This window comes from Flavobacterium reichenbachii (genome assembly GCF_002217435.1).
GTDB lineage: Bacteria > Bacteroidota > Bacteroidia > Flavobacteriales > Flavobacteriaceae > Flavobacterium > Flavobacterium reichenbachii.
Genome location: NZ_MUHF01000024.1, coordinates 91,356 through 112,136, shown reverse-complemented (window position 1 = coordinate 112,136; position 20,781 = coordinate 91,356). Strand labels below are relative to the sequence as shown.

At 33.6% G+C, this 20,781-nt stretch carries 20 protein-coding genes and 1 riboswitch; of the genes, 1 reads left to right on the top strand and 19 read right to left on the bottom strand.

Going from position 1 to position 20,781, the window contains the following annotated elements; genetic code table 11:
* Positions 1-25: 25 nt before the first annotated feature.
* The 8 genes from B0A68_RS20255 to B0A68_RS20220 form a co-directional block, all read right to left on the bottom strand.
* Positions 26-1,078 carry an NAD(P)/FAD-dependent oxidoreductase gene (locus B0A68_RS20255; RefSeq protein WP_035686036.1) on the bottom strand — a complete coding sequence of 351 codons (1,053 nt, stop codon included), beginning with the start codon at positions 1,076-1,078 and terminating at the stop codon, positions 26-28.
* A gap of 205 nt (positions 1,079-1,283) precedes the next feature.
* Positions 1,284-1,868 carry a precorrin-2 dehydrogenase/sirohydrochlorin ferrochelatase family protein gene (locus B0A68_RS20250; RefSeq protein WP_035686038.1) on the bottom strand — a complete coding sequence of 195 codons (585 nt, stop codon included), beginning with the start codon at positions 1,866-1,868 and terminating at the stop codon, positions 1,284-1,286.
* A gap of 41 nt (positions 1,869-1,909) precedes the next feature.
* Positions 1,910-2,683: a uroporphyrinogen-III C-methyltransferase gene (gene cobA / locus B0A68_RS20245; protein ID WP_035686040.1), complete on the bottom strand. Its 774-nt coding sequence runs from the start codon at positions 2,681-2,683 to the stop codon at positions 1,910-1,912.
* Positions 2,676-4,766 carry a HEPN domain-containing protein gene (locus tag B0A68_RS20240; RefSeq protein WP_035686042.1) on the bottom strand — a complete coding sequence of 697 codons (2,091 nt, stop codon included), beginning with the start codon at positions 4,764-4,766 and terminating at the stop codon, positions 2,676-2,678. The genes cobA and B0A68_RS20240 overlap by 8 nt, the downstream gene beginning before the upstream one ends.
* Before the next feature lie 164 nt (positions 4,767-4,930).
* A complete protein-coding gene (locus B0A68_RS20235) occupies positions 4,931-6,175 on the bottom strand; it encodes a sulfate adenylyltransferase subunit 1 (RefSeq protein WP_035686045.1) in 1,245 nt (414 codons plus the stop codon).
* A 116-nt stretch (positions 6,176-6,291) separates the two neighbouring features.
* Complete coding sequence (gene cysD / locus B0A68_RS20230) at positions 6,292-7,191, bottom strand: sulfate adenylyltransferase subunit CysD (protein ID WP_035686047.1); 900 nt, start codon at positions 7,189-7,191, stop codon at positions 6,292-6,294.
* Positions 7,192-7,343: 152 nt separating this feature from the next.
* The gene (locus B0A68_RS20225) at positions 7,344-8,054 is read right to left on the bottom strand and encodes a phosphoadenylyl-sulfate reductase (RefSeq protein WP_035686049.1); all 711 of its coding nucleotides are present in this window, start codon (positions 8,052-8,054) and stop codon (positions 7,344-7,346) included.
* 25 nt (positions 8,055-8,079) lie between these two features.
* Complete coding sequence (locus tag B0A68_RS20220) at positions 8,080-8,967, bottom strand: sulfite exporter TauE/SafE family protein (protein WP_051892798.1); 888 nt, start codon at positions 8,965-8,967, stop codon at positions 8,080-8,082.
* A 314-nt stretch (positions 8,968-9,281) separates the two neighbouring features.
* Here B0A68_RS20220 and B0A68_RS20215 point away from each other — a divergent pair, with 314 nt between their 5' ends.
* A complete protein-coding gene (locus B0A68_RS20215) occupies positions 9,282-10,064 on the top strand; it encodes a sulfite exporter TauE/SafE family protein (protein WP_035686051.1) in 783 nt (260 codons plus the stop codon).
* A 78-nt stretch (positions 10,065-10,142) separates the two neighbouring features.
* Here the strand turns inward: B0A68_RS20215 and B0A68_RS20210 are convergent, their stop codons facing one another.
* The 11 genes from B0A68_RS20210 to B0A68_RS20160 all read right to left on the bottom strand — a co-directional run bounded on the left by B0A68_RS20210 (position 10,143) and on the right by B0A68_RS20160 (position 20,694).
* Complete coding sequence (locus tag B0A68_RS20210; RefSeq protein WP_035686054.1) at positions 10,143-10,553, bottom strand: RrF2 family transcriptional regulator; 411 nt, start codon at positions 10,551-10,553, stop codon at positions 10,143-10,145.
* Positions 10,554-10,766: 213 nt separating this feature from the next.
* A complete protein-coding gene (locus B0A68_RS20205) occupies positions 10,767-11,273 on the bottom strand; it encodes an RDD family protein (RefSeq protein ID WP_035686057.1) in 507 nt (168 codons plus the stop codon).
* A gap of 92 nt (positions 11,274-11,365) precedes the next feature.
* On the bottom strand, positions 11,366-11,881 hold the full coding sequence (locus tag B0A68_RS20200) for an alpha/beta hydrolase (RefSeq protein ID WP_035686059.1): 516 nt from the start codon (positions 11,879-11,881) through the stop codon (positions 11,366-11,368).
* Between the two features lie 68 nt (positions 11,882-11,949).
* Entirely contained in the window at positions 11,950-13,122 is a 1,173-nt protein-coding gene (locus B0A68_RS20195; protein ID WP_035686062.1) for a trans-sulfuration enzyme family protein, read from the bottom strand.
* Between the two features lie 154 nt (positions 13,123-13,276).
* Positions 13,277-13,702, bottom strand: a complete 426-nt coding sequence (locus tag B0A68_RS20190; RefSeq protein WP_035686064.1) for an OsmC family protein — start codon at positions 13,700-13,702, stop codon at positions 13,277-13,279.
* 45 nt (positions 13,703-13,747) lie between these two features.
* Complete coding sequence (locus B0A68_RS20185) at positions 13,748-14,263, bottom strand: DUF3592 domain-containing protein (protein WP_035686067.1); 516 nt, start codon at positions 14,261-14,263, stop codon at positions 13,748-13,750.
* Between the two features lie 127 nt (positions 14,264-14,390).
* Positions 14,391-14,948 carry a hypothetical protein gene (locus tag B0A68_RS20180; RefSeq protein ID WP_035686069.1) on the bottom strand — a complete coding sequence of 186 codons (558 nt, stop codon included), beginning with the start codon at positions 14,946-14,948 and terminating at the stop codon, positions 14,391-14,393.
* Between the two features lie 71 nt (positions 14,949-15,019).
* Entirely contained in the window at positions 15,020-17,434 is a 2,415-nt protein-coding gene (gene thrA, locus B0A68_RS20175) for a bifunctional aspartate kinase/homoserine dehydrogenase I (RefSeq protein ID WP_035686072.1), read from the bottom strand.
* A gap of 1 nt (position 17,435) precedes the next feature.
* A complete protein-coding gene (locus tag B0A68_RS20170; protein ID WP_035686076.1) occupies positions 17,436-18,419 on the bottom strand; it encodes an alpha/beta fold hydrolase in 984 nt (327 codons plus the stop codon).
* 80 nt (positions 18,420-18,499) lie between these two features.
* Positions 18,500-18,607: riboswitch (SAM riboswitch) on the bottom strand.
* Positions 18,608-18,797: 190 nt separating this feature from the next.
* Complete coding sequence (locus B0A68_RS20165; RefSeq protein WP_035686079.1) at positions 18,798-19,001, bottom strand: hypothetical protein; 204 nt, start codon at positions 18,999-19,001, stop codon at positions 18,798-18,800.
* Between the two features lie 604 nt (positions 19,002-19,605).
* Complete coding sequence (locus B0A68_RS20160) at positions 19,606-20,694, bottom strand: homoserine dehydrogenase family protein (RefSeq protein ID WP_035686082.1); 1,089 nt, start codon at positions 20,692-20,694, stop codon at positions 19,606-19,608.
* Positions 20,695-20,781 lie beyond the last annotated feature (87 nt).

The window sequence follows — 20,781 nt, the reverse complement described above, 5'->3', positions numbered from 1 at the left end:
CCCTCAGAACCTTAGCAACTTAAAATTAAACAATCGCCTTCACAACTGCTTTTGGTGCTTCTTTACGGGTTCCGTCGAAACCGTCTACACCGGAAACTGTTGTATATTTTAATACGTATTTTTTACCCGGATTGATGATTGCATATGCAGCCTGGCACATTAAAGTTGCTTCGTGGAAACCACAAAGGATTAACTTTAATTTTCCTGGATACGTGTTTACGTCTCCAATGGCGAAGATTCCCGGAATATTTGTTTGGTAATCTAAGGCGTTGTTTACTTTGATGGCATTTTTCTCGATATCCAATCCCCAGTCTCCAATTGGACCTAATTTTGGCGTTAATCCGAAAAGTGGAATAAAGAAATCGGTTTCGATTTTGCGGTGTGCGCCGTTTTCTTCGATATCTAATGATTCAACATGTTCAGCACCGTTGATTCCGATTACTTCTGCAGGTGTGATCAATTTGATTTTTCCGGCAGTTTTTAATTCCTGTACTTTTTCTACTGAATCTAAAGCGCCTCTAAATTCGTTTCTTCTGTGAATTAAAGTTACTTCTGAAGCTACATTAGACAAGAAAATACTCCAGTCTAATGCTGAATCTCCTCCTCCGGCAATAACAACTCTTTTGTCTCTGAATTTCTCCGGATTTTTGATGAAGTATTTTACTCCTTTATCTTCATAAAACTCGATATCTTCGATAAGTGGTTTGCGAGGCTCAAAACTTCCTAAACCTCCAGCGATAGCAATAACTGGCGCGTGAAATTTAGTTCCTTTATTTGAGGTTACAATGAAACTTCCGTCTTCTTGTTTTTCGATTGTTTCAGCTCTTTCTCCTAATGTATAACCTGGCTCAAACTGCTTAATTTGTTCTTGTAAGTTATCAATTAAATCTCCTGCTAAAACTTCTGGGAAACCAGGAATATCATAAATAGGTTTTTTTGGATACAATTCTGAAAGCTGCCCTCCTGCTTGTGGCAAAGCATCTAAAATATGACATTTTAATTTCAATAATCCTGCCTCAAAAACGGCAAATAAACCTGTTGGGCCTGCTCCAATTATAAGTATATCTGTTTTAATCATTATGGTTGTTGTTTATAATCATTCTTAATAATACAAAGAAACGAATAATTTATTCTTTAATCAATGATTTTTATCATTTCGTTTCTTTTTGAAATTTTCATCGGGTTGAAACCCGACGCTACAATATGAACCGTTCCTCCTCCATCGGGTTAATCCCGAAGCTTCGGGACGACGCTACAATATGTTTCGTTCCTATGGAACTCTTTTACAATTCTTTATTTTTTAATGAGTTGGTTATTTCATTCATTCTTTTTACCTTTTCTTCAAAATCACCTTTTAAGGTTTTTCTGTATTCGTTCAGATTTTCGACCATTTGATTGATGTCTTCCGGAATTACTTCTTCGAAAAATTCTCTCAACCTTTTTGCCGTTGTTGGCGATTTTCCGTTGGTCGAAATGGCGATTTTCACATTTCCTTTTGTTACTATTCCGCCTAAATAATAGTCACATAAATCGGGCGTATCGGCAATATTGCATATCAAATAGCGTTTTCTCGACAATTCGTAAACTCTTTTATTTACTTTTAAATCGTCTGTACAAGCAATTACCATGTGACGCTTTTTGAGCATTTTCTTTTTAAACTTGGCTTCCGTCAGTTTTATTGAAGGATGATTTTCGGCTAAAACTTTAATTTCTAAATGAAAGTCCGGCGCAACGACCTCAACATTTGCATTTGGACTCGATTTCAACAAAAAAGAAAGTTTTTCTAATCCTACATTTCCTCCGCCCACAATTAAAACATTCAGATTATGAAGTTTTAAGAATATTGGATATAATTCGTTTTGTTCCATTTCATTTAATTTTATCCAATCAAAATTAGATGATTTATATTTTATCGAACGATTTCTTTTGATAGAAATTCTTCGTAAAAACCTTTTAATTTATTGCTTTCGCGGACAACCTCGCCTAAAACGATAATGGCTGGCGAACCCAATTCTTTTTCTTTTACAATATTTAGAATCGAATCTACTGTTCCAACTCCTACTTTTTCTTCGGAAGTTGTTCCGTTTTGAATGATCGCCACGGGTAAATTTCCTTTATTTTCTTTTTGAAACAAATCGATGATTTGTGGCAGTTTGTGCATTCCCATTAAAATTACAACGGTTGCCGAAGATTTAGCCGATAAAGCAATATCTGAAGATAATTTTCTATCAGAAGTTGTTCCGGTAATCGCCCAAAAACTCTCTGAAACGCCTCTTTTTGTAATAGAAATTCCCTGACTTGCAGGAACGGCAACTACTGATGAAATTCCTGGAATTACGGTTGTCTCAATTCCGAAACTTTCTGCAAATTCTATTTCTTCGCTTCCTCTTCCAAAAATAAACGGATCTCCGCCTTTTAACCGCACTACATGTCCGTAAGTCAAAGCATTATCAACTATTAATTGATTGATTTGATCTTGCGTGTAAGCATGATTTCCAAGTCTTTTTCCAACAAAAATTCGAATCGCAGTTTTTGGTGCATAATCCAGAATTTCTTCATTGGCCAAGGCGTCGTACAAAACTACATTTGCTTCCCCCAATGCTTTTACAGCTTTGAGCGTAATCAAATCTGGATCGCCCGGACCTGCACCAACTAAAGTTATTTTGGGTTTTATATTAAGCATTTGCTAATTCTTGAGCTCTGTATTTTTCTATTACTGCAAAAAATGCAATTCCTTCCTGAATGTATTGTTTTGCAAAATCTTCTGAAGGCTCATTTTGATTGATTTGATATACCAATTCTCTGAAAGTTGTTGGCAATCCAATTTTACCTGTTGCGATAAAAACGGTATCAAACAAATCTACAATTCCAGCGTGATTGTTTGTTTTTTCGTTTTCTGAAAGCAACAATGCTTTTGCACCATTTACAAATCCGGCGTAAGCGTGGTAAATGGCATCTGACCATTTTCCTTCGTCGAAAGATTCCTGAGCAAAAGTCAATTTATCTTTGGCTTCTAACAATAAAGTAGCAACCAAATCAATTACAACTCCGGCACATTCTCCAACTCCAACTGCTTTTACGTAGTTGTCTGCATTTCCCCAATCGATGAAATCAGCTTCGGTTAAATTGGTTACGTCTGCGAAAGGTTTTAAAATTTCATAGAAATATTTCTCTCCTTTCAGATCGTAATAGTTTAGGAATTTTTCTCCGTTTGCATTCGCATCAAAATCATTTAAAATGGTACGCAAAGCATCCGGTCCTCTTCTACTCGGAATTTTAATTACTTTATCAGCAAAACGACCAGCGCCGTTTCCTAATTTCCCTCCGCCAAGTAAAACCTGCAAAGCCGGAGCTACTAATTTTCCTGAATTAATAGACATTCCCTGAAAACCAATTGCCGACATATTATGTTGCCCGCAAGCGTTCATACAACCCGAAATTTTGATTTCAATTTCCTGATTGTTCAAATATTGCGGATATTCTGCATTCAGCACTTTTTCAAGTTCTTCCGCAATTCCGGTACTGCTTGCAATCCCCAAATTACAAGTATCCGTACCGGGACATGCGGTAATATCTGCCGTAGAATTATATCCTAAATGAACAAAGTCTAATTTGGCTAATTCCTGATAAAAGAAAGGTAAATTTTCTTCTTTTATGTGACGTATTACAATATTTTGACGCAATGAAAAACGCAATTCATTGGCTCCGTAATTTTTAATTAAATCGGCTAATAATCTGGCTTTATCGGTATAAAAATCTCCTAATAAAACTTTAATTCCGATGGCGTAATAACCGTCTTGTTTTTGTTTAATTACATTCGAATTTTTCCAAGTTTCATACGCTTTTGTATCTTCGATTGTAACTTGTGGAACTGCTAATAAAGGCTCCGGAATTGGCTCCTCAAAAGCGGTTGTATCAATTTCGTATGTTTCAAAAGCAATCGCTTTTTTCTCTTTTTCAACCAAATCAAGGAAAACATCTCTTCCCATTTCTTTGATTAAAAATTTCATACGCGCTTTCATTCTTTTGGCACGTTCGCCATAACGGTCAAAAATACGGATGATTCCTTCTGCTGTTGGAATGATTTCGTTTACCGGAACAAATTCTGAAAGCAATTCAGCGTGTGCTGGCTGAGATCCTAAACCTCCACCAAACATGATTTTGAAACCTTTTTGTCCGTCTTTAATTTTCGGAATAAATCCTAAATCGTGTAAATAACTCAAAGCAGTATCTTCGTCTGAAGAAGAGAACGAAATTTTGAATTTACGTCCCATTTCCTGACAGATTGGGTTTCTTAATAAGTATTGAAAAAGTCCGTGCGCATAAGGCGAAACATCAAATGGTTCGTTTACATCAACTCCGGCTAATTCGCTTCCTGTAATATTACGAACGGTGTTTCCACAAGCTTCGCGCAATGTAATATCGTCTTTAGCCAAATCTGCCCAAAGTTCCGGAGTTCTGTCCAGACTTACGTAGTGAATCTGAATATCCTGACGCGTTGTAATGTGCAAACGCCCAGTAGAATATTCGTCAGAAACCTTAGTAATACGCACTAATTGCTCGCTCGTAACTTTACCATAAGGCAATTTGATACGAATCATTTGCACGCCTTCCTGACGCTGACCGTAAATTCCACGCGCTAAACGAAGACTACGAAAACGCTCATCATCAATTTTTCCTCCACGGAATAAATGAATCTTTTTTTCTAATTCGATAATCTCTCTTTGAACTATCGGATTTTCTATTTCTGTTCTAAAACTTTCCATTTTTCTTTCGCTTTAGGCTTTAAGCTTTAGGCTATAAGCTTTTTAAACTTTGTGTTTTCTTGCTTTAGGCTTTAGGCAATAAGCTGTAAGCTTTCTTGCATGCCTTTTTATTCGTTTTTTGCTAAAAGCTTACAGCCTAAAGCTTATTGCTTACAGCAGTGAAACTACCTAATAAATCCTACTCCTGCTGTTGTGTTTGTTGCGGTATCAATTAAGATAAAAGCTCCGTTTGATTTGTTGTCGTTGTAGGCGTCAAAATATAACGGCTTGCTTAATTTGATGCTTACTTCTCCAATTTCGTTGATCGCTAATTGCGACGCTTCTTTGGTTCCGGAATAATCTGTTGAGATGGTATTTTTGATACTTTCTACTTTCGCTAAAACCGAATTTGTATTGTGCTGAACGATATATTTTGTTCCTGCAACCAGCTTTTTACTGTCCATCCAGCAAACCGTTGTCGTGATTTCTTTTTCAATTTTTGGAAGTTCCGATGATTTTACAATCATATCGCCTCTCGTAACATTGATGTCATTTTCTAATTCGATTGTGATCGAAGAACCCGCAACGGCTTCGTCAAATGTTTTATCGAAAAAGTGAATTTTTGATACTTTTGATTCGGTTAAAGAAGGAAGAACCGTAACAGCATCTCCAACTTTAATAGAATTTCCGTATAATTTTCCTGCGTAACCTCTAAAATCGTGGTATTCTTCAGTTTTTGGACGAATCACGGTTTGAACCGGAAAACGTGCTTTTCCTGCTTCAAAAACATCATGAGAATGCAATCCTTCTAAATGTTCTAAAACCGTTTGGCCATCATACCAAGGCATATCTTTTGACTGATCAACAACATTTCCGCCATTGATTGCACTTAACGGAATGTAACTTACGTTTTGCTCTTTGAAAGTACTTTTTGCATTCAACGCCTGAAAATCGGCTTTGATTTTATTGAAAACTTCTTCAGAATAATCCACTAAATCCATTTTGTTAATCGCTACAATTACCTCTTTTACTCTCAACAAATTATTGATAAAAAAGTGACGGTACGTTTGTTCGATAACTCCTTTTCTGGCATCAATTAAAATAATAGAAACCTGAGAAGTCGAAGCTCCCGTAACCATGTTTCTGGTATATTCTACGTGACCTGGAGTATCGGCAATAATGTAACTTTTCTTTGCAGTCGAAAAATAAATATGCGCAACATCAATCGTGATTCCTTGCTCTCTTTCTGCCACTAAACCGTCAGTTGCCAAAGAAAAATCAAGATAATCATATCCTTTTTGTTTACTGCTTTTTTCGATTGCTTCTATTTTGTCAGTCGTCAATGATTTTGTATCATACAATAATCTCCCGATCAAAGTACTTTTTCCGTCATCTACACTTCCTGCTGTTGCTATTTTTAAAACTTCCATCTTAATATTTGTTTCAGGTTTAAAGTTTCAGGTTTCATGTTCTCTCGAAACTTATAAATCTGTATGTTTTTTTGATTCTACTTTTTATTTATCAATTGTTAATTATTAATTATCAATTAAAAATAACCCTGTTGTTTTCTTTTCTCCATTGCAGCTTCAGAACGTTTGTCGTCTATTCTGGCGCCTCTTTCAGAAATAGTTGATTCCCTGATTTCGCCTACAACTTCTTCGATTGTTGCTGCGTACGATTCAACTGCTGCTGTACAACTCATATCTCCAACGGTTCTGAAGCGAACAATTCTTTCTTCGATTTGTTCGTCTTCTTCCTGGTATACATAAGGAGAATGCGACCAGATTAAACCGTCTCTCAAAAAAACTTTTCTTTTATGTGAAAAATAAATTGACGGAATTTCGATGTGTTCTTTTTCGATATAACTCCAAACATCTAATTCTGTCCAGTTTGAAATTGGGAAAACACGCACGTTTTGTCCATTTTCAATTTTTCCATTTAAAATATCAAATAATTCAGGTCTTTGATTTTTCTCGTCCCATTGTCCGAAATCATCACGAACTGAGAAAATACGTTCTTTAGCTCTTGCTTTTTCTTCATCACGACGCGCACCACCAATACAAGCATCAAACTTAAATTCTTCAATTGCGTCTAAAAGTGTTGTTGTCTGCAAGCTGTTTCTACTAGAATATTTTCCGGTTTCTTCAACTACTTTTCCTTCATCAATAGCATCCTGAACATTTCTAACGATTAATTCCAAACCTAATTCTTCTACTAATTTGTCTCTAAAAGCAATTGTTTCAGGAAAATTATGTCCCGTATCAACGTGCAAAAGAGGAAACGGAATCTTAGCAGGAAAAAATGCTTTTTGCGCCAAACGCACTAATGTTATAGAATCTTTTCCCCCAGAAAAAAGTAAAACCGGTTTGTCAAACTGTGAAATTACTTCTCTGAAAATGTATATTGCTTCACTCTCTAAAGCGTTTGTTTTTAATACTGAACTCATTGTTTTTTTGTTTGATATTTTTGTTTGTGGAAAGCTTTAGTTTCAGGTTTAAAGTTTCAAGTTTTTCGCCCGATCTGACACTCTCAACAATTTATTCTATTCTCTTTATTCTATATTCTTGTCTCTAGCTTCTTGCTTCTACAAGTCGAGACTTACTCTTTCTTAGCTCCATGCAAACCACATTCTTTATGGCTTGATTCCCACCACCATCTTCCGGCTCTTATATCTTCTCCGGGGAAAATTGCTCTTGTACATGGTGCGCATCCTATGCTTACGAAACCTTGTTTGTGTAAGGCATTCTGCGGTACATTGTTTTCCTGCAAATACAATTCAACTTCTTCTAAAGACCATTTTAATAATGGATTGAATTTTATGATTTCGAAATTTGCATCATATTCAAATAAATTCAAATCGTGTCTGTTTTCTGATTGTTCTGCTCTTAAACCCGTAATCCAAACTGCGTTTCCTGATAAAGCTTTTCGTAACGGAACCACTTTTCGAATAAAACAGCATTCTTTTCTATTTTCAACCGAATCGTAAAAGCTGTTTGGTCCTTTTTCTTTCAGTAAATTTTCCACTGCAGCTGCTTCTGGAAAATAAACTTCAATAGGTCTTTTATACTTTTTTAATGTTTTGTGAAAAACATCATATGTTTCCTGAAATAATCTTCCTGTATCTAATGTAAAAACGGTAATATCAGTATTACTTTTTGCGATAAAATCTGTAATTACCTGATCTTCCTGGCCAAATGAAGTTGAAAAAACAACCTGATTTGGATATCTTTCTGATAAAAAAACTAAAGTCTCTTCTAACGAAAAATCATTTGTCTTTTCTAATAATGATTCAATAATTGTTGCACTCATATTCTCTTTCTCCCTATCTAAAAAATTATAATAATTTAGATAATGTTTTTAAACTCAATAATATAATTAGAATTCCAACCGCAACCATCATTGGTTTTCTTTTGATTTTATTTACTAAATAAGCTCCTAACGGCGCTGCGATTACTCCTCCTAAAATCAATCCGATGATTACTTGCCAGCCGTGGATTCCTCCAAAAAGCATAAATGTTATACCGCTTGCAAATGAAATAGCAAATTCTGCAGCATTTACAGAACCGATTGTATATCTTGGATTTCTTCCTCTTCCTAATAATGTTGAAGTTACAATTGGTCCCCATCCGCCGCCTCCGACAGAATCCATAAAACCTCCAAAAACAGCTAAAACACCTAGTTTTTTAGTTTTCTTTTTAACGATGCTTTTTTTCAGTGCTTTTCTGATAATAATAACTGCCAAAATAATCATGTAAACCGCAATAAAAGGCTTAATTATATCTCCATTTATAACATCTGACAATAAATAAGCTCCTGTAATAGAACCTAAAACTCCCGGAATCAAGAGATGTTTTACCAGTTTTTTATTGATATTCCCAAATCGATGATGCGAAAGCGCCGATGCTCCTGTCGTAAACATTTCTGAAACGTGTACTGCCGTACTGCTTACAACGGGCGGAACTCCGTAAGCCAATAAAAATGAAGTAGAAGTTGCGCCATACCCCATTCCTAATGTTCCATCGACCAATTGAGCAAAAACTCCAATGGCAAAAAACACTAAAAATTCTTCATTAAATCCTTCTACAAATCCATTCCACGAAAATTCAGCGTGATGATTATATATTAATACAGATAATAAACCTATTAGTAAAACAACCGGAATCCCGATCCAAAGCTTTTCTTTCAAAGAATCAGCAGTATTTATTTTCAGTTCTTTTTCCATATTTAAAATTTTATTCATTTAAAACCTATTACCCTATCGGACTAATAGATTACTTTGCAAAAATACTACTTATTTCTACAAATCAAAACATTATTTTTATTTTTTAAGCGTCTAGTTATCTATCAATTAAACGCCTAAATTTTCTTTGACTGTAATCAAATTAATTTATAGAGGCGTACAGAAGGTTTTATTGTTATATATTCATTTTTTAAATCATCAAATCAAAAATTATTGCATTTTTACTAAATATTTTAATCTCTACCATATCTATAGGATAATTATAAAATTGTTGTATTTTTACTCAAATTTTTTATATGGATTTTCAGATAGGTCTTGTAATCGCAGGTTTAGTAGTAGGATTTGTGGTTGGACTGACAGGTGTTGGCGGAGGCTCCTTAATGACTCCCATTTTATTATATTTTGGAATTTCTCCAACTACAGCAGTAGGAACAGATTTATTATATGCGGCATTTACCAAAATGGGCGGCGTTTTTGTACATCATAAAAAAGGCAATATAAACTGGAAAATCACGGGTTGGTTAACCTTAGGCAGTGTTCCCGCAGCTTTATTCACATTATGGATTCTTAACAGCATCAAAACTGATATTGAGACTATAAATCATGTAATAAAGTACAGTTTGGGCTGGGCATTGCTATTTACTTCAATTGCTATTATATTTAAAAATAAAATTTTAAAATTCTCGCAAAAACATGCAGGTGATAAATTTCATACCGAAAGCACTACTCAAAACATGCTTACTATTGGAATTGGAGTTTTACTTGGTGCAACTGTAACTTTAACTTCTATAGGAGCTGGAGCATTAGGAACTGTTACTTTGTTTTTCCTTTATCCGCTTTTGCCAACGCCCCGTTTAGTTGGAACAGAAATTGCACACGCGGTTCCATTAACACTTGTTGCAGGAATTGGGCACGCTTCTATGGGAAACTTAGATTTAGTTCTATTAGGACAATTGTTATTAGGATCGCTGCCGGGAATTTTTATAGGAAGTATGCTAAGCGGAAAAATTCCTGATCAATTTCTGAGAATTGCAATCGCTGTTATGCTTTTTCTGGCTGGATTTAAATTGATATTTTAATCACACTAAAACATAATAAAAAAAGACCATTTCAAATTCTTGAGAAATGGTCTTTTTTTATAAATTTAAATTAAATTACTAAAACGCAATATCTGCCAAAGAATTGCTTTCTAATATTTTAAGTGTATTATCTCTAACTTCTGTCATTAAGCGTCTTGCAGCGCAGGTAGATTCATCATCGCAGTCATCGCATCTTTCGTAGAAATTATGACTTGCACAAGGAAGCAAAGCGATCGGACCTTCTAAAATCCTGTAAACTTTGGCCATACTAATGTCTTTTGGATCTTTTATAAGGTAATAACCTCCGCCTTTTCCTTTTTTGGCTCCAAGAAATCCTGAATTTCTCAGCAGCAATAAAATACTTTCTAAAAACTTAATAGAAATATGTTCGCTTTTGGCAATTTCTGCAATTTGTACAGGTTCGTTATTATCTCTCCTGGCTAAATATGTAAGAGCTTTAATTCCGTATTTTGTTTTCTTTGAAAGCATTTTTATATTTTAGATTGTAATTGTAAATTCTAGTTTTGATAATTTTCAAGAGAAACTAAAACTAACAACAAGCATATTTTCTGCAACAAAAATAATCTTTTTAAATGAGAATATAACAGATTCAAACTTATATTCTACTAAATTAGTATAGTTTAAATTAATTTGGATCATTAATGCACATTTACAAGGAAATAAAGATCGAAATGTTTAGTATTATTCTGTTTCCTGAACCCCAATTAGGTTAAATTCATAAAAGTTTTTTACTTCTTCATCCAAAGCCTTTTTATTTACAACATAGGTATCCGAAATAGAATCATGCCAGCCTATTCCTGAGCTTCCTAAAAAAGAAAGTGCATCAAAAGGAATTGCTCTGCACAAACTTCTTTTAAAAATAGTACCAAAAGAAGGTTTTTTGCCATTTTCATCTACTACGATTGTACCTGTAATTAGTTTGCCTAAAGATCTGCTAAATAAACCTTCGGCAAATGCATAATAAAATATTGCAATAACAACAAAAATTAATCTTTCTTCTAAATTGCCAACATTTCCCATCCAGATTAATACACCTTTAAATCCTAAAAGAATTGCTGCCAGAGCCAAAAGGATACTTAATAAAAATACTAATGCAATAATAATGATGGTATCTAAAATGTAATTAAGAAATCTTTGCCCGTTTGAAGCCAGCAAAGTTTCGTCAAGAATATAAGTAGAGTTACTCATGTGCATATTTTTTTTATAGTTACAACTATTTCTAACTGCTGTGTAACAAAAATATACTTTTTGGTAAAAGAATTACAAAAAAGAAGAAAATTCTACTTTAAATTATTACAAATTTCAAAAGCATTCTTTTGCTGTAAGTACAGCTGATGACTTTCATTTTCTAAAATTTCACTTAATATTTTTAAGTCTGAAAACCATTTTGAGTCTGGTTTATTTAAATCTTTTTCTCCAAAGTACAATTTGATTTTGCAATTTGGAACTTCATTTTCAAAACGTAATCTTGTTGACGAAACGGCAATTAATTGGGACACATTTAAGCCTTTTAGTGAAGCTTTCCAGGCAATTGTTCCTCCAATACTAAAGCCTAAAATAATCACTTCATTAGTTTCTAATTGAAGCAGATTTTCTACCGCTTTAGCCATTCCGCCATTTAAAAATTGATTATGAATACTTGTTTCATCAGAATCAGGTAAAATACCTGCTAATTGAATGACGTCGTAATATTGAATATCAAAATTTGACTTTAATATGTCTTTGTAAGGCTGTATCCATTCTGGATTTTCACCTCCAAATAAATCTGACAAAATAAGTAATCTTGGCTTTGGCATAAATTAAGGTTTTAAAATACAAAAAGGGCTATTAACAAATAGCCCTTTAAAATTTTTATTATGATAGATTAATCCAGTGCCTGCTTCAAATCTGCAATTACATCTTCTACTGTTTCTAAACCTACAGAAACACGAACCAAACCTTGCGTGATTCCAACTGCCAATTGATCCTCTTCAGATAATTTACTATGTGTTGTAGATGCCGGGTGTGTTACGATTGTTCTTGTATCTCCAATATTTGCTGATAATGAACAAAGCTGTATTGCGTCCAGAAATTTTCTACCCGCTTCAATACCGCCTTTAATTTCAAATGCAATAATATTACCGCCAGCTTTCATTTGCTTTTTAGCAATCTCATATTGCGGGTGCGATTTTAAGAACGGATATTTTACACTGTTTACGTTTGGATGACTTTCTAAGAATTCAGCTACTTTTAGAGCATTTTCGCAGTGTCTGTCTACACGGACTGCTAATGTTTCTAAACTTTTAGACAAAACCCAAGCATTAAATGGTGACAAAGCCGGACCTGTATTTCTAGAAAATAAATAAATCTGTCTTATTAAATCTTCATTTCCAACAGTAACTCCGCCTAAAACACGACCTTGTCCGTCGATTAGTTTGGTTGCAGAATGTATCACCAAATGTGCTCCAAATTTAATTGGCTGCTGTAAATAAGGTGTTGCAAAACAGTTATCGATTACTAATATTAAGTTGTGTTTTTTTGCAATATCTCCCAATAATTGCAGATCAATTACATCTACACCCGGATTTGTTGGAGATTCTGCATATAATATTTTAGTGTTTGGTTTGATAAAACTTTCGATTGTTTCCGGCTTATTAATCTCAAAATAGGAAGTTTCGATGTTCCATTTTGGAAAATATGTCATAAACAAAGCGTGAGTAGAACCAAAAACACTGCTCGCAGATACAATGTGATCTCCCGAATTTAATAACGCAGCAAAAGTAGAATATACTGCGGCCATTCCTGTTGCAAAAGCATAACCTGATTCTGCACCTTCCATTTTGCAGATTTTATCTACAAATTCTGTTGTATTTGGATTGCTGAAACGGCTGTAAATGTTTCTTTCTTTTTCTTCTGTAAAAGAAGCTCTCATGTCTTCGGCATCTTCAAATACAAAGCTTGATGACAGGTACAAAGGCACCGAATGTTCTAAATATTGCGATCTTTCTAATTGTGTTCTAATGGCTTGTGTTTCAAAACCAAATTCTTCTGTATTCATTGTGTTGTTATTTTTTTTTGGTTTAAAGTTTCAGGTTCAAAGTTTCAAGTTTTGCCATAAGAAAAAAATAAAACTAAAATCTAAAACTAAAACGAGTATAATCTTTCACTCAATCTGAGCATTTTCTAATTATCTAATTGACTAATTATCTAATTTATAAAGCTTCGTTGTTTAAAACAACTTTGTATTTGATTGTTGCTGTTGGTTCTACCGTTTTTGCTACTGAACAGTATTTCTCAAAAGAAAGCTGTGCGGCACGCTGTGCTTTTTCTGGATTAATATCCCCTTCTAAATAAAAAACCACATCAATTTCCTTAAAAGGTTTGGCTTCTTCAATCTGCACGCGGGTACCTTCAACCTCAGCATTAAAAGATGTAATTTCCTGACGCTGCTTTTTCAAAATAGAAATCATATCAATTGCACTGCACCCGGCAACTCCCATTAATACTAATTCCATCGGACTTGCACCTAAGTCGCTGCCGCCAAATTCGGCTCTGCTGTCAACGTCAACTATATGGCCGCGTTCATTTTTTACCTTAAAATGAAAAGCGTCGTTTACTCTGTTTAAAGTTACTTTCATGTTATTTTTCTTTTTTTATTCTGTTTGAATCAATGTTTTTTTTAATTATAAAACATTGATTTTATTTTCTATACCGAAATGCAGCCAGCCGCTCAATAAAACAATAAAACTAACCACACAAATAAATCCTAATACTAAAGCTGTTTTTTTATATGAAAATCTTGGATTATTATGAACATCCTTTATAAAAAGAGGAAGGCTGAATATTCCAAAAAAAGAAATCCAAAACACAGCAAAAATCAACAACCAAATAATCGGATAGTTTATACCCGGAACTATAACGGCTTCCTGATTTTTATTTGGATTTACATAAATCATGATTTTTCTGCTGTTTTTTAATTTAGCATAAAGCGCTTCATGATTTTCGATATTACTGCCGCTATATCCAAAGAAAATTCTATTTCCTAAATACTTTTTCCCCTTTATTTTATACGAATAGGTAACAAGAACTTCATACGTGGTTGTTTCGTCATTTGTATGTATATCAAGATCTATTTTTTCTACGTAAGCAGGAATCTGTATCCAACTGTTAGCTTGCTCTGTTTTATAGAGATTACACAAGCTATAAGATAGTATTCCTAAACCAATTAGCAAAAATGGTAGCAGGAATAAACCTACACATCCTCTTTTTAAAAAATTATTAATCGTATTAAATTTTAATATTACCCTCTACAACAGAAGTATTTATTTACTTGTCTTTTTTGTCTAATTTATTCCAATACTCTAAAACCTGTTTTTTAGATTCCGCATCCAAAGATTTAAAATTATCAGAGAATTTATCTGTTTTAAAATCATCTGAAAGACTGGATTCTATGGTGTAAAATTGATCTTTTTGCGAAAAAATCAAATGAACTGACTGTTGTTTAAAATCTGCATCATAAAGTCCGTAAATAAAAAGACCATCAATACTTTTGTCCTTATTGCAATCCCAAAAAGCTTTTCTGCTTCCCCAAGCCGAAATAATTCCGTTATGATTTACTTCTAAAATAGATTTTACCACCCATTTACCATTGGTTTTTGTAAATCTTTGAAAATACATTTTATCTGGAATGGCATTTTTTTCAATTTTAGAAAAAATAAAAACATTATCTTCATTTCCAACTGAGCTTACTTCATCTATTTGAATTGCCCTTACTCCTTTATAAGGAAAAACTTCCTGTGTATAGCTGTCTTTATTTCTAACGACATTAGAAATCTGAGCTGTCAAAATATTTGTAAACAAGAACAAAATGAAAATCTTTTTCATACTTTATATTTAATTATTAAAATGTAAAGTTAAGATTTTTCTTTCTGCACATTTTACTATCAAAACCACTTTTATCCTTTATCGGACAATCTTAAAATATCTCCAAAAACGCCTCTTGCTGTTACTGCAGAACCGGCTCCGGCTCCCTGAATAACGATTGGACGATCGCCGTACGATTCTGTATAAATTTCGAAGAAAGAATCAGAACCTTTTAAACCACCCAAAGCAGTATCTGATGGCACTGAAACTAATTTTACTTCAAGATTTCCTTTGTCATTCTGCAAATCACCAGACAATTCACCAATATATCTCAAAACATGATTTGGCTGTTGATCGGCTTTTATTTTAGCATAAATCGGGTCAAATTCTTTTAATTTCGTCAAGAAATCGCCAGCACTTCCTTCACGTAAGTGTTCCGGAATTAAATTCTGAATTGAGATTTCTTCAAACTCATTCTGCAGATCTAATTCTCTTGCCAAAATCAGCAATTTTCTTCCAACGTCATTACCGCATAAATCCTCACGCGGGTCTGGTTCTGTATATCCGTTATCAATTGCTTCCTGCAAAATCTGACTGAACGGCGCATCTTTTGCAGAGAAATTATTAAATAAATAACTTAATGTTCCAGAGAAAACTCCTTTTATTTTGGTGATATTTTCTCCAGAAAGGTGCAATAATTTTATGGTGTCAATTAATGGAAGACCTGCGCCAACATTGGTTTCGTACAAATAATTTTTTTGATTTTCCAGTAATGCGTTTCTCAAGTCTTTGTAGAAACCATAACTTAATGTATTGGCCACTTTATTAGAAGAAATCAAATCAAAACTGCTTTCTACAAGCGGAATATAATTTTCTACGAAAGATGCACTTGCAGTATTATCTACGGCAATTAAGTTTTCTAAATGATGTTCATTCGCATAAGCAATAATGTCCTTAATTGTATACTCTTCACCTTTGGTTTCAATCTCGTTTTTCCAATTTTTGGTAACACCGTATTTGTTTAAGAGAACCTTTTTAGAATTGGCAATAGCAAAAACATTCAGTTTAATATCTTTACGCTTTTCAATAGCTGAAGCCGATTCTAAAATCTGATTAATCAACGTTCCGCCCACTAATCCGTGTCCGATAATGGCAATATTGATTTTTTTAGAAACTCCAAAAATCTCACCATGAATTACATTTAATGCTTTATTAAGCTCTGATTTCTTAACAACCAAACTCACGTTTTTACCCGTAACAGTGTTATTGAACAAAATCGGAACAATTTTATTTTTGATTAAAGCAGTATAAGGTTTATGGAAGGTGCTCAAATCCTGGCCGATAATAGAGATTACTGATACATTATCCGTAACCGTAATCTGATTTACATCTTTAGAATAAAAGTCATTTTCGAACTCTTTTTCTAATTCAACCATTGCTGTTGTCGCTTTTTCAGTTGCTACAACCAATCCAATTCCTCTTTCTGAAGATCCTTGCGAAATAATACTCACGCTGATATTATGATCGCCCATTACTTTAAAAATTCGGGCATCTACACCCGCTTTTCCAAGTAATCCGCGTCCTTCAAGATTTACAAGAGAAACATTTTCTAAGACAGAAAGTGTTTTAATTCCCTCTTTTGTAGAATCTGAGGTGATTAATGTACCTCTATTTTCGTGGTTGAATGTATTTAAAATTCGCAGCGGAATATTTTTTTCCAACAACGGAATTATCGTTTTGGCATGCAGAATTGTTGCTCCAAAGTTTGCCAGCTCATTTGCTTCATTAAAAGACAAATATTCTATTTTTTTTGCATCTGCCACCAAATCCGGATTTGCAGTATAAATTCCGTCAACGTGTGTAAAATTCTGAAGCTCTTCGGCATTCAAATAATTAGCGATTAACGAAGCGGTATAGTTACTGCCATTTCTACCCAAAGTAGTTGTGTCGTTGTTGTTGTTAGAGCCAATGAAGCCTGTAACTATATTAACCGTTTCTCCGTTATGTTCTTTAAAATAATTGACAACATTTTTCTTAGAAAGCTGTTCTAAAGGCTGTGCGTCGCCAAATTTAGAATCTGTTTTTAATAAATTTCTAGTATCCACAAAATTGGCAGGAATTCCTTTTTCGATCAAAATAGCGGTCAATAATTTAGCCGAAAGTAATTCACCTTTGGCCAAAATCTGATCTTTAATTTTATTGCTGTAATCGCCAATCAGGCTTACTCCTTCAAAAAGCTTGTCTAAAACATTAAATTCTTCTGATAAATCAACTTGCGGATAATCTGAAATCTGGTATTTTTTAAAATTTTCTAATAATTCTTTATAACTGCCGTTTTTTGCAGCAATGCTTAAAATAAACTCCAGCTCATCTGTAGCATTTCCGCGTGCAGAAACAACAACGGCAATTTTTTCACCTTGATTTACTTTATCTGTAATAATCGAGACAACTTTGTTAAGTCCTTCTCCGTTTGATAATGATTTACCTCCAAATTTTAATACTTTCATTTTATTTCTTTATTGTTTCTGCCTTAAAGATATCGGCAAGTAAATGATCTAATTGTTTGTACTCGATTAAAAAAGCGTCATGTCCGTGAACCGAATCTATTTCGCTGTAAAAAACATTATCTTTAAATTTCTTCAATTCTTCATAGGTTTCTACGTTTTCTTTTGCTGTAAAAAACAAATCCGAATTAATGCCGATAATGTGAATGGATGCGTTAGTCTGCGCCAATAAGTTTTCAAAACTTTCGCTGTTTCTGGTAATGTCAATTGTTTTAAGCAATTGATTCATTAATTTATAAGAAGAAAGCTGATATCTTTTTTGCAGTTTTTTTCCGTGATGTGCCAGCCAGCTTTCGATATTAAAAATCAAAAGATCCTGATTGACCGTACGCTGAAATTTTTCTTTGAATGATTCTGGAGATCGATAACACAGCATGGCGTGAATTCTAGCATCTTCTATTGGTTTTGAAGAATTATTTAGAATTTTTTCCTGTAGATAACAGTTGGCAATGAGCCAGTCTGTAGACTTCCAGTCGCTTGCAATCGGAATAAGATTTTCTGTAATGTTTGGTTCTAAAGCCAATATTTCCCAGGCAATTCCGCCGCCAACAGAACCTCCGATAATGGCAAAAAGTTTTTCAATATTTAAAGCTTTTATTCCTTCAATAAAAATTCGGGCAGCATCTCTGGCAGTAAAGTCAAGGTAATTTTCGATTAAGAAAGAGCTGCTTCCGTTTCCGGGAATATCAAAAGCTAAAATGGTATAAACAGAAGTATCAATAGTTTTACCATGTCCAATTAGGTCATTCCACCAGCCATTTTCGCCCGTAACTTCTGCGTTTCCTGTTAGGGCATGATTTACCAAAACAATAGGCGCACTATGCAGAGGCAAACCAGCAGTAGTAAAACTTAAGGGTAATGTATGATAAATTGCACCATTTTCTGTGGTGAAATTATGTATGTTGATAGTGTTTGGTATATTTTCCAATTTTCAAATCTGTGTATTATCTTGATTTGTATCTGGAAATATTAGAAAGAAAGTCTAGAGTATAACTAGAAAAATTCTTGTTGTTATCTTTCCACGTTGAGCGTGGTAGAATGCAGCACCTTCTTCGAATTAACGAAGGGTTGCTAAGGATTCATCGGGTCTAATCCCTCGTCCTTTCTTTATAACATTTCAATACGTTTTTGAACTTAAAGATGCAAATTAACTACTAATTTCTTAAACAAACAAATTTTATCGGAAGTGATTCCGTATTTCTTTAAACATCTTACAAAACTGAAACTATTGTACGCAGAAAATTACCGAACAAACTGCCCAGTAAAATTATGCGGATTTTATCCTATTTTATATACTTCTTTTGAATTAAATAAAAAGTGTTTCATTCTCTTTTGAATACATTAAGAACAATAAAGAATTGGGTGCTTTTTTCTCTGCGCCTTTATCTGCCTCTGCAATACCAAATCTTGGATGTGCCAATTCATTTGTTGTCGGGGGCGGATTGTTTCTTTTTGTTCTTAAGTTTTTAAGACTAGAAACTGTTTTTGTTAAGTAGTTCAATTTGCTCATGATATTTAAGTTTAAGTTTATTATCGTTTTGTAATTTTTATAATTTGTTTATTGTTATGCTTAGTAATTGAAATAAAAAAACCCTTTTGGATCACAATACCAAAAGGGTTTAAGTTTTTTAAAAACTATATATTCTTTTAGTATCAACAGACGCGCACACGAATAAGTGCGACGTTAAACATCTGCTTCATCTGGAAGGATGCATTCATCTGTGATTTATTACTATTTTTTAATTCTTTCATTAGGTATAATTTAAAAAGCCTCTCAAAATAATTGGGAGGCTTTGCTATATTTTTTGTTTTTCAACTTTTAAGCAACACACATCCCAACGGTTAAAACCGAAATGACACAAAACATTTTGCAGGCATTTAAATTCATTTTGATTAGTAGTTTTTGGGTATAACAAATATGCAATATTTTTTTTTAATAGACAAATAATAATCAAGAATTTAATTACAAAAAACGATAAAATCCTAAATAATCACAACAAAAAACATCTTACAAAAATTTTGTTGACTAAAAAATAAGTTAAAACCTACTTTTTGATAATTTAGCACTTCTAATTTTCCACAAATCAATTTATCAAAGAACTTTATTTTTAATTTTAAAGCAGGACCGCTTCTTTATTTTTAATTTTTTCAGCCACTTTTAATATATCGCTTATGATACCGCGAGAAATTGCCTGTTTGCATGCCGAAGCACTTTTGATCACAATAGGTACATTGGCATAAGACTTAGTATAAATTTCAAAAATTGTATCCGATCCTTTGAGCTGGCCAATAGCCGATGAAACGGGTTCTGAAACTAACTTGACTTCGAGCGTGTTTTTTTCGACATCAAATTCTCCAACATACCTTAAAACATGATTCTCAGACTGGGTTATTTTAGTGATTTTAAACGATCGATCCAGCGCTTCTTTATTTAATACGCCGTTTTTCTGCAAATGTTCTTCTGTAATAAAAGGTTTAATATGAACGTCTGCAAGATCAAAGTCTTTCCCAATTTCTCTGGTAAGAATCAATAATTTTCTGGCAGAATCATTTCCCGACAAATCTTCTTTAAAAGTAGAGCGCATTAAACCAAGCAGACTGGCATCTTTTAGTACTGAAGAAAAAGAATCTTCTTCGGCAGAAAATCTATTGAATACATAACTGAGATTGTCTGAAAACACGCCTCGTATTTTTGTGATTTTTTCTCCCGAATAATATAAATCTCTCAAGGTTTGTAAAACCGGAAATCCAGTATCTACCGAGGTTTCATACAAAAACTCTTTGTCGTATCTTTTTAAGTTTTCGCGTATTTCTTTATACAAATCAATTGGCAGTGTATTGGCTTTTTTGTTTACCGCTACGATATTAAATCCGTTTTGAATTAATGTATTGTAATGTCCAATCAATTCGTCGCTGGCCGTAGCATCTACTGCAATCAGATTTTCAAATTCGTTTTCTTTGGCAAATCCAATAATATCCTGAACTTTAAAAGGAACAGCCATCTCGAGAAAATTAGTTTCCCAGGAATATCCAATGCCTTCTTTTTCAAAAAAAGCTACCGTAGAATTGGTTATTATTGGAAAATGAAAATCAATATTTTTACTCTGCAGAAAAAACTCCTGACTTTCTATTATCTGATTAATCAAAGTACTGCCGATATTGCCAATTCCGAAAAGAATTATATTTATTTTAAGCTTTGACATAATTTCTATTTTAATTTATTAAACCATATAAGTGACATAAATTCACTTAATTTCTCAATGTTTACAATTTTAATACGCACTGCAGTA

Bases quoted from the DNA above. Each gene is read 5' to 3' on its own strand.
- B0A68_RS20255 (WP_035686036.1), bottom strand. From the start codon at position 1,078: ATGATTAAAACAGATATACTTATAATTGGAGCAGGCCCAACAGGTTTA.
- B0A68_RS20205 (WP_035686057.1), bottom strand. From the start codon at position 11,273: ATGAGTAACTCTACTTATATTCTTGACGAAACTTTGCTGGCTTCAAAC.
- B0A68_RS20240 (WP_035686042.1), bottom strand. From the start codon at position 4,766: ATGGAAAGTTTTAGAACAGAAATAGAAAATCCGATAGTTCAAAGAGAG.
- B0A68_RS20210 (WP_035686054.1), bottom strand. From the start codon at position 10,553: ATGCTTTCAAAGAAAACAAAATACGGAATTAAAGCTCTTACATATTTA.
- B0A68_RS20195 (WP_035686062.1), bottom strand. From the start codon at position 13,122: ATGAATACAGAAGAATTTGGTTTTGAAACACAAGCCATTAGAACACAA.
- B0A68_RS20220 (WP_051892798.1), bottom strand. From the start codon at position 8,967: ATGGAAAAAGAACTGAAAATAAATACTGCTGATTCTTTGAAAGAAAAG.
- B0A68_RS20235 (WP_035686045.1), bottom strand. From the start codon at position 6,175: ATGGAAGTTTTAAAAATAGCAACAGCAGGAAGTGTAGATGACGGAAAA.
- B0A68_RS20190 (WP_035686064.1), bottom strand. From the start codon at position 13,702: ATGAAAGTAACTTTAAACAGAGTAAACGACGCTTTTCATTTTAAGGTA.
- B0A68_RS20215 (WP_035686051.1), top strand. From the start codon at position 9,282: ATGGATTTTCAGATAGGTCTTGTAATCGCAGGTTTAGTAGTAGGATTT.
- B0A68_RS20200 (WP_035686059.1), bottom strand. From the start codon at position 11,881: ATGCCAAAGCCAAGATTACTTATTTTGTCAGATTTATTTGGAGGTGAA.
- thrA (WP_035686072.1), bottom strand. From the start codon at position 17,434: ATGAAAGTATTAAAATTTGGAGGTAAATCATTATCAAACGGAGAAGGA.
- B0A68_RS20165 (WP_035686079.1), bottom strand. From the start codon at position 19,001: ATGAGCAAATTGAACTACTTAACAAAAACAGTTTCTAGTCTTAAAAAC.
- cobA (WP_035686040.1), bottom strand. From the start codon at position 2,683: ATGCTTAATATAAAACCCAAAATAACTTTAGTTGGTGCAGGTCCGGGC.
- cysD (WP_035686047.1), bottom strand. From the start codon at position 7,191: ATGAGTTCAGTATTAAAAACAAACGCTTTAGAGAGTGAAGCAATATAC.
- B0A68_RS20225 (WP_035686049.1), bottom strand. From the start codon at position 8,054: ATGAGTGCAACAATTATTGAATCATTATTAGAAAAGACAAATGATTTT.
- B0A68_RS20160 (WP_035686082.1), bottom strand. From the start codon at position 20,694: ATGTCAAAGCTTAAAATAAATATAATTCTTTTCGGAATTGGCAATATC.
- B0A68_RS20250 (WP_035686038.1), bottom strand. From the start codon at position 1,868: ATGGAACAAAACGAATTATATCCAATATTCTTAAAACTTCATAATCTG.
- B0A68_RS20180 (WP_035686069.1), bottom strand. From the start codon at position 14,948: ATGAAAAAGATTTTCATTTTGTTCTTGTTTACAAATATTTTGACAGCT.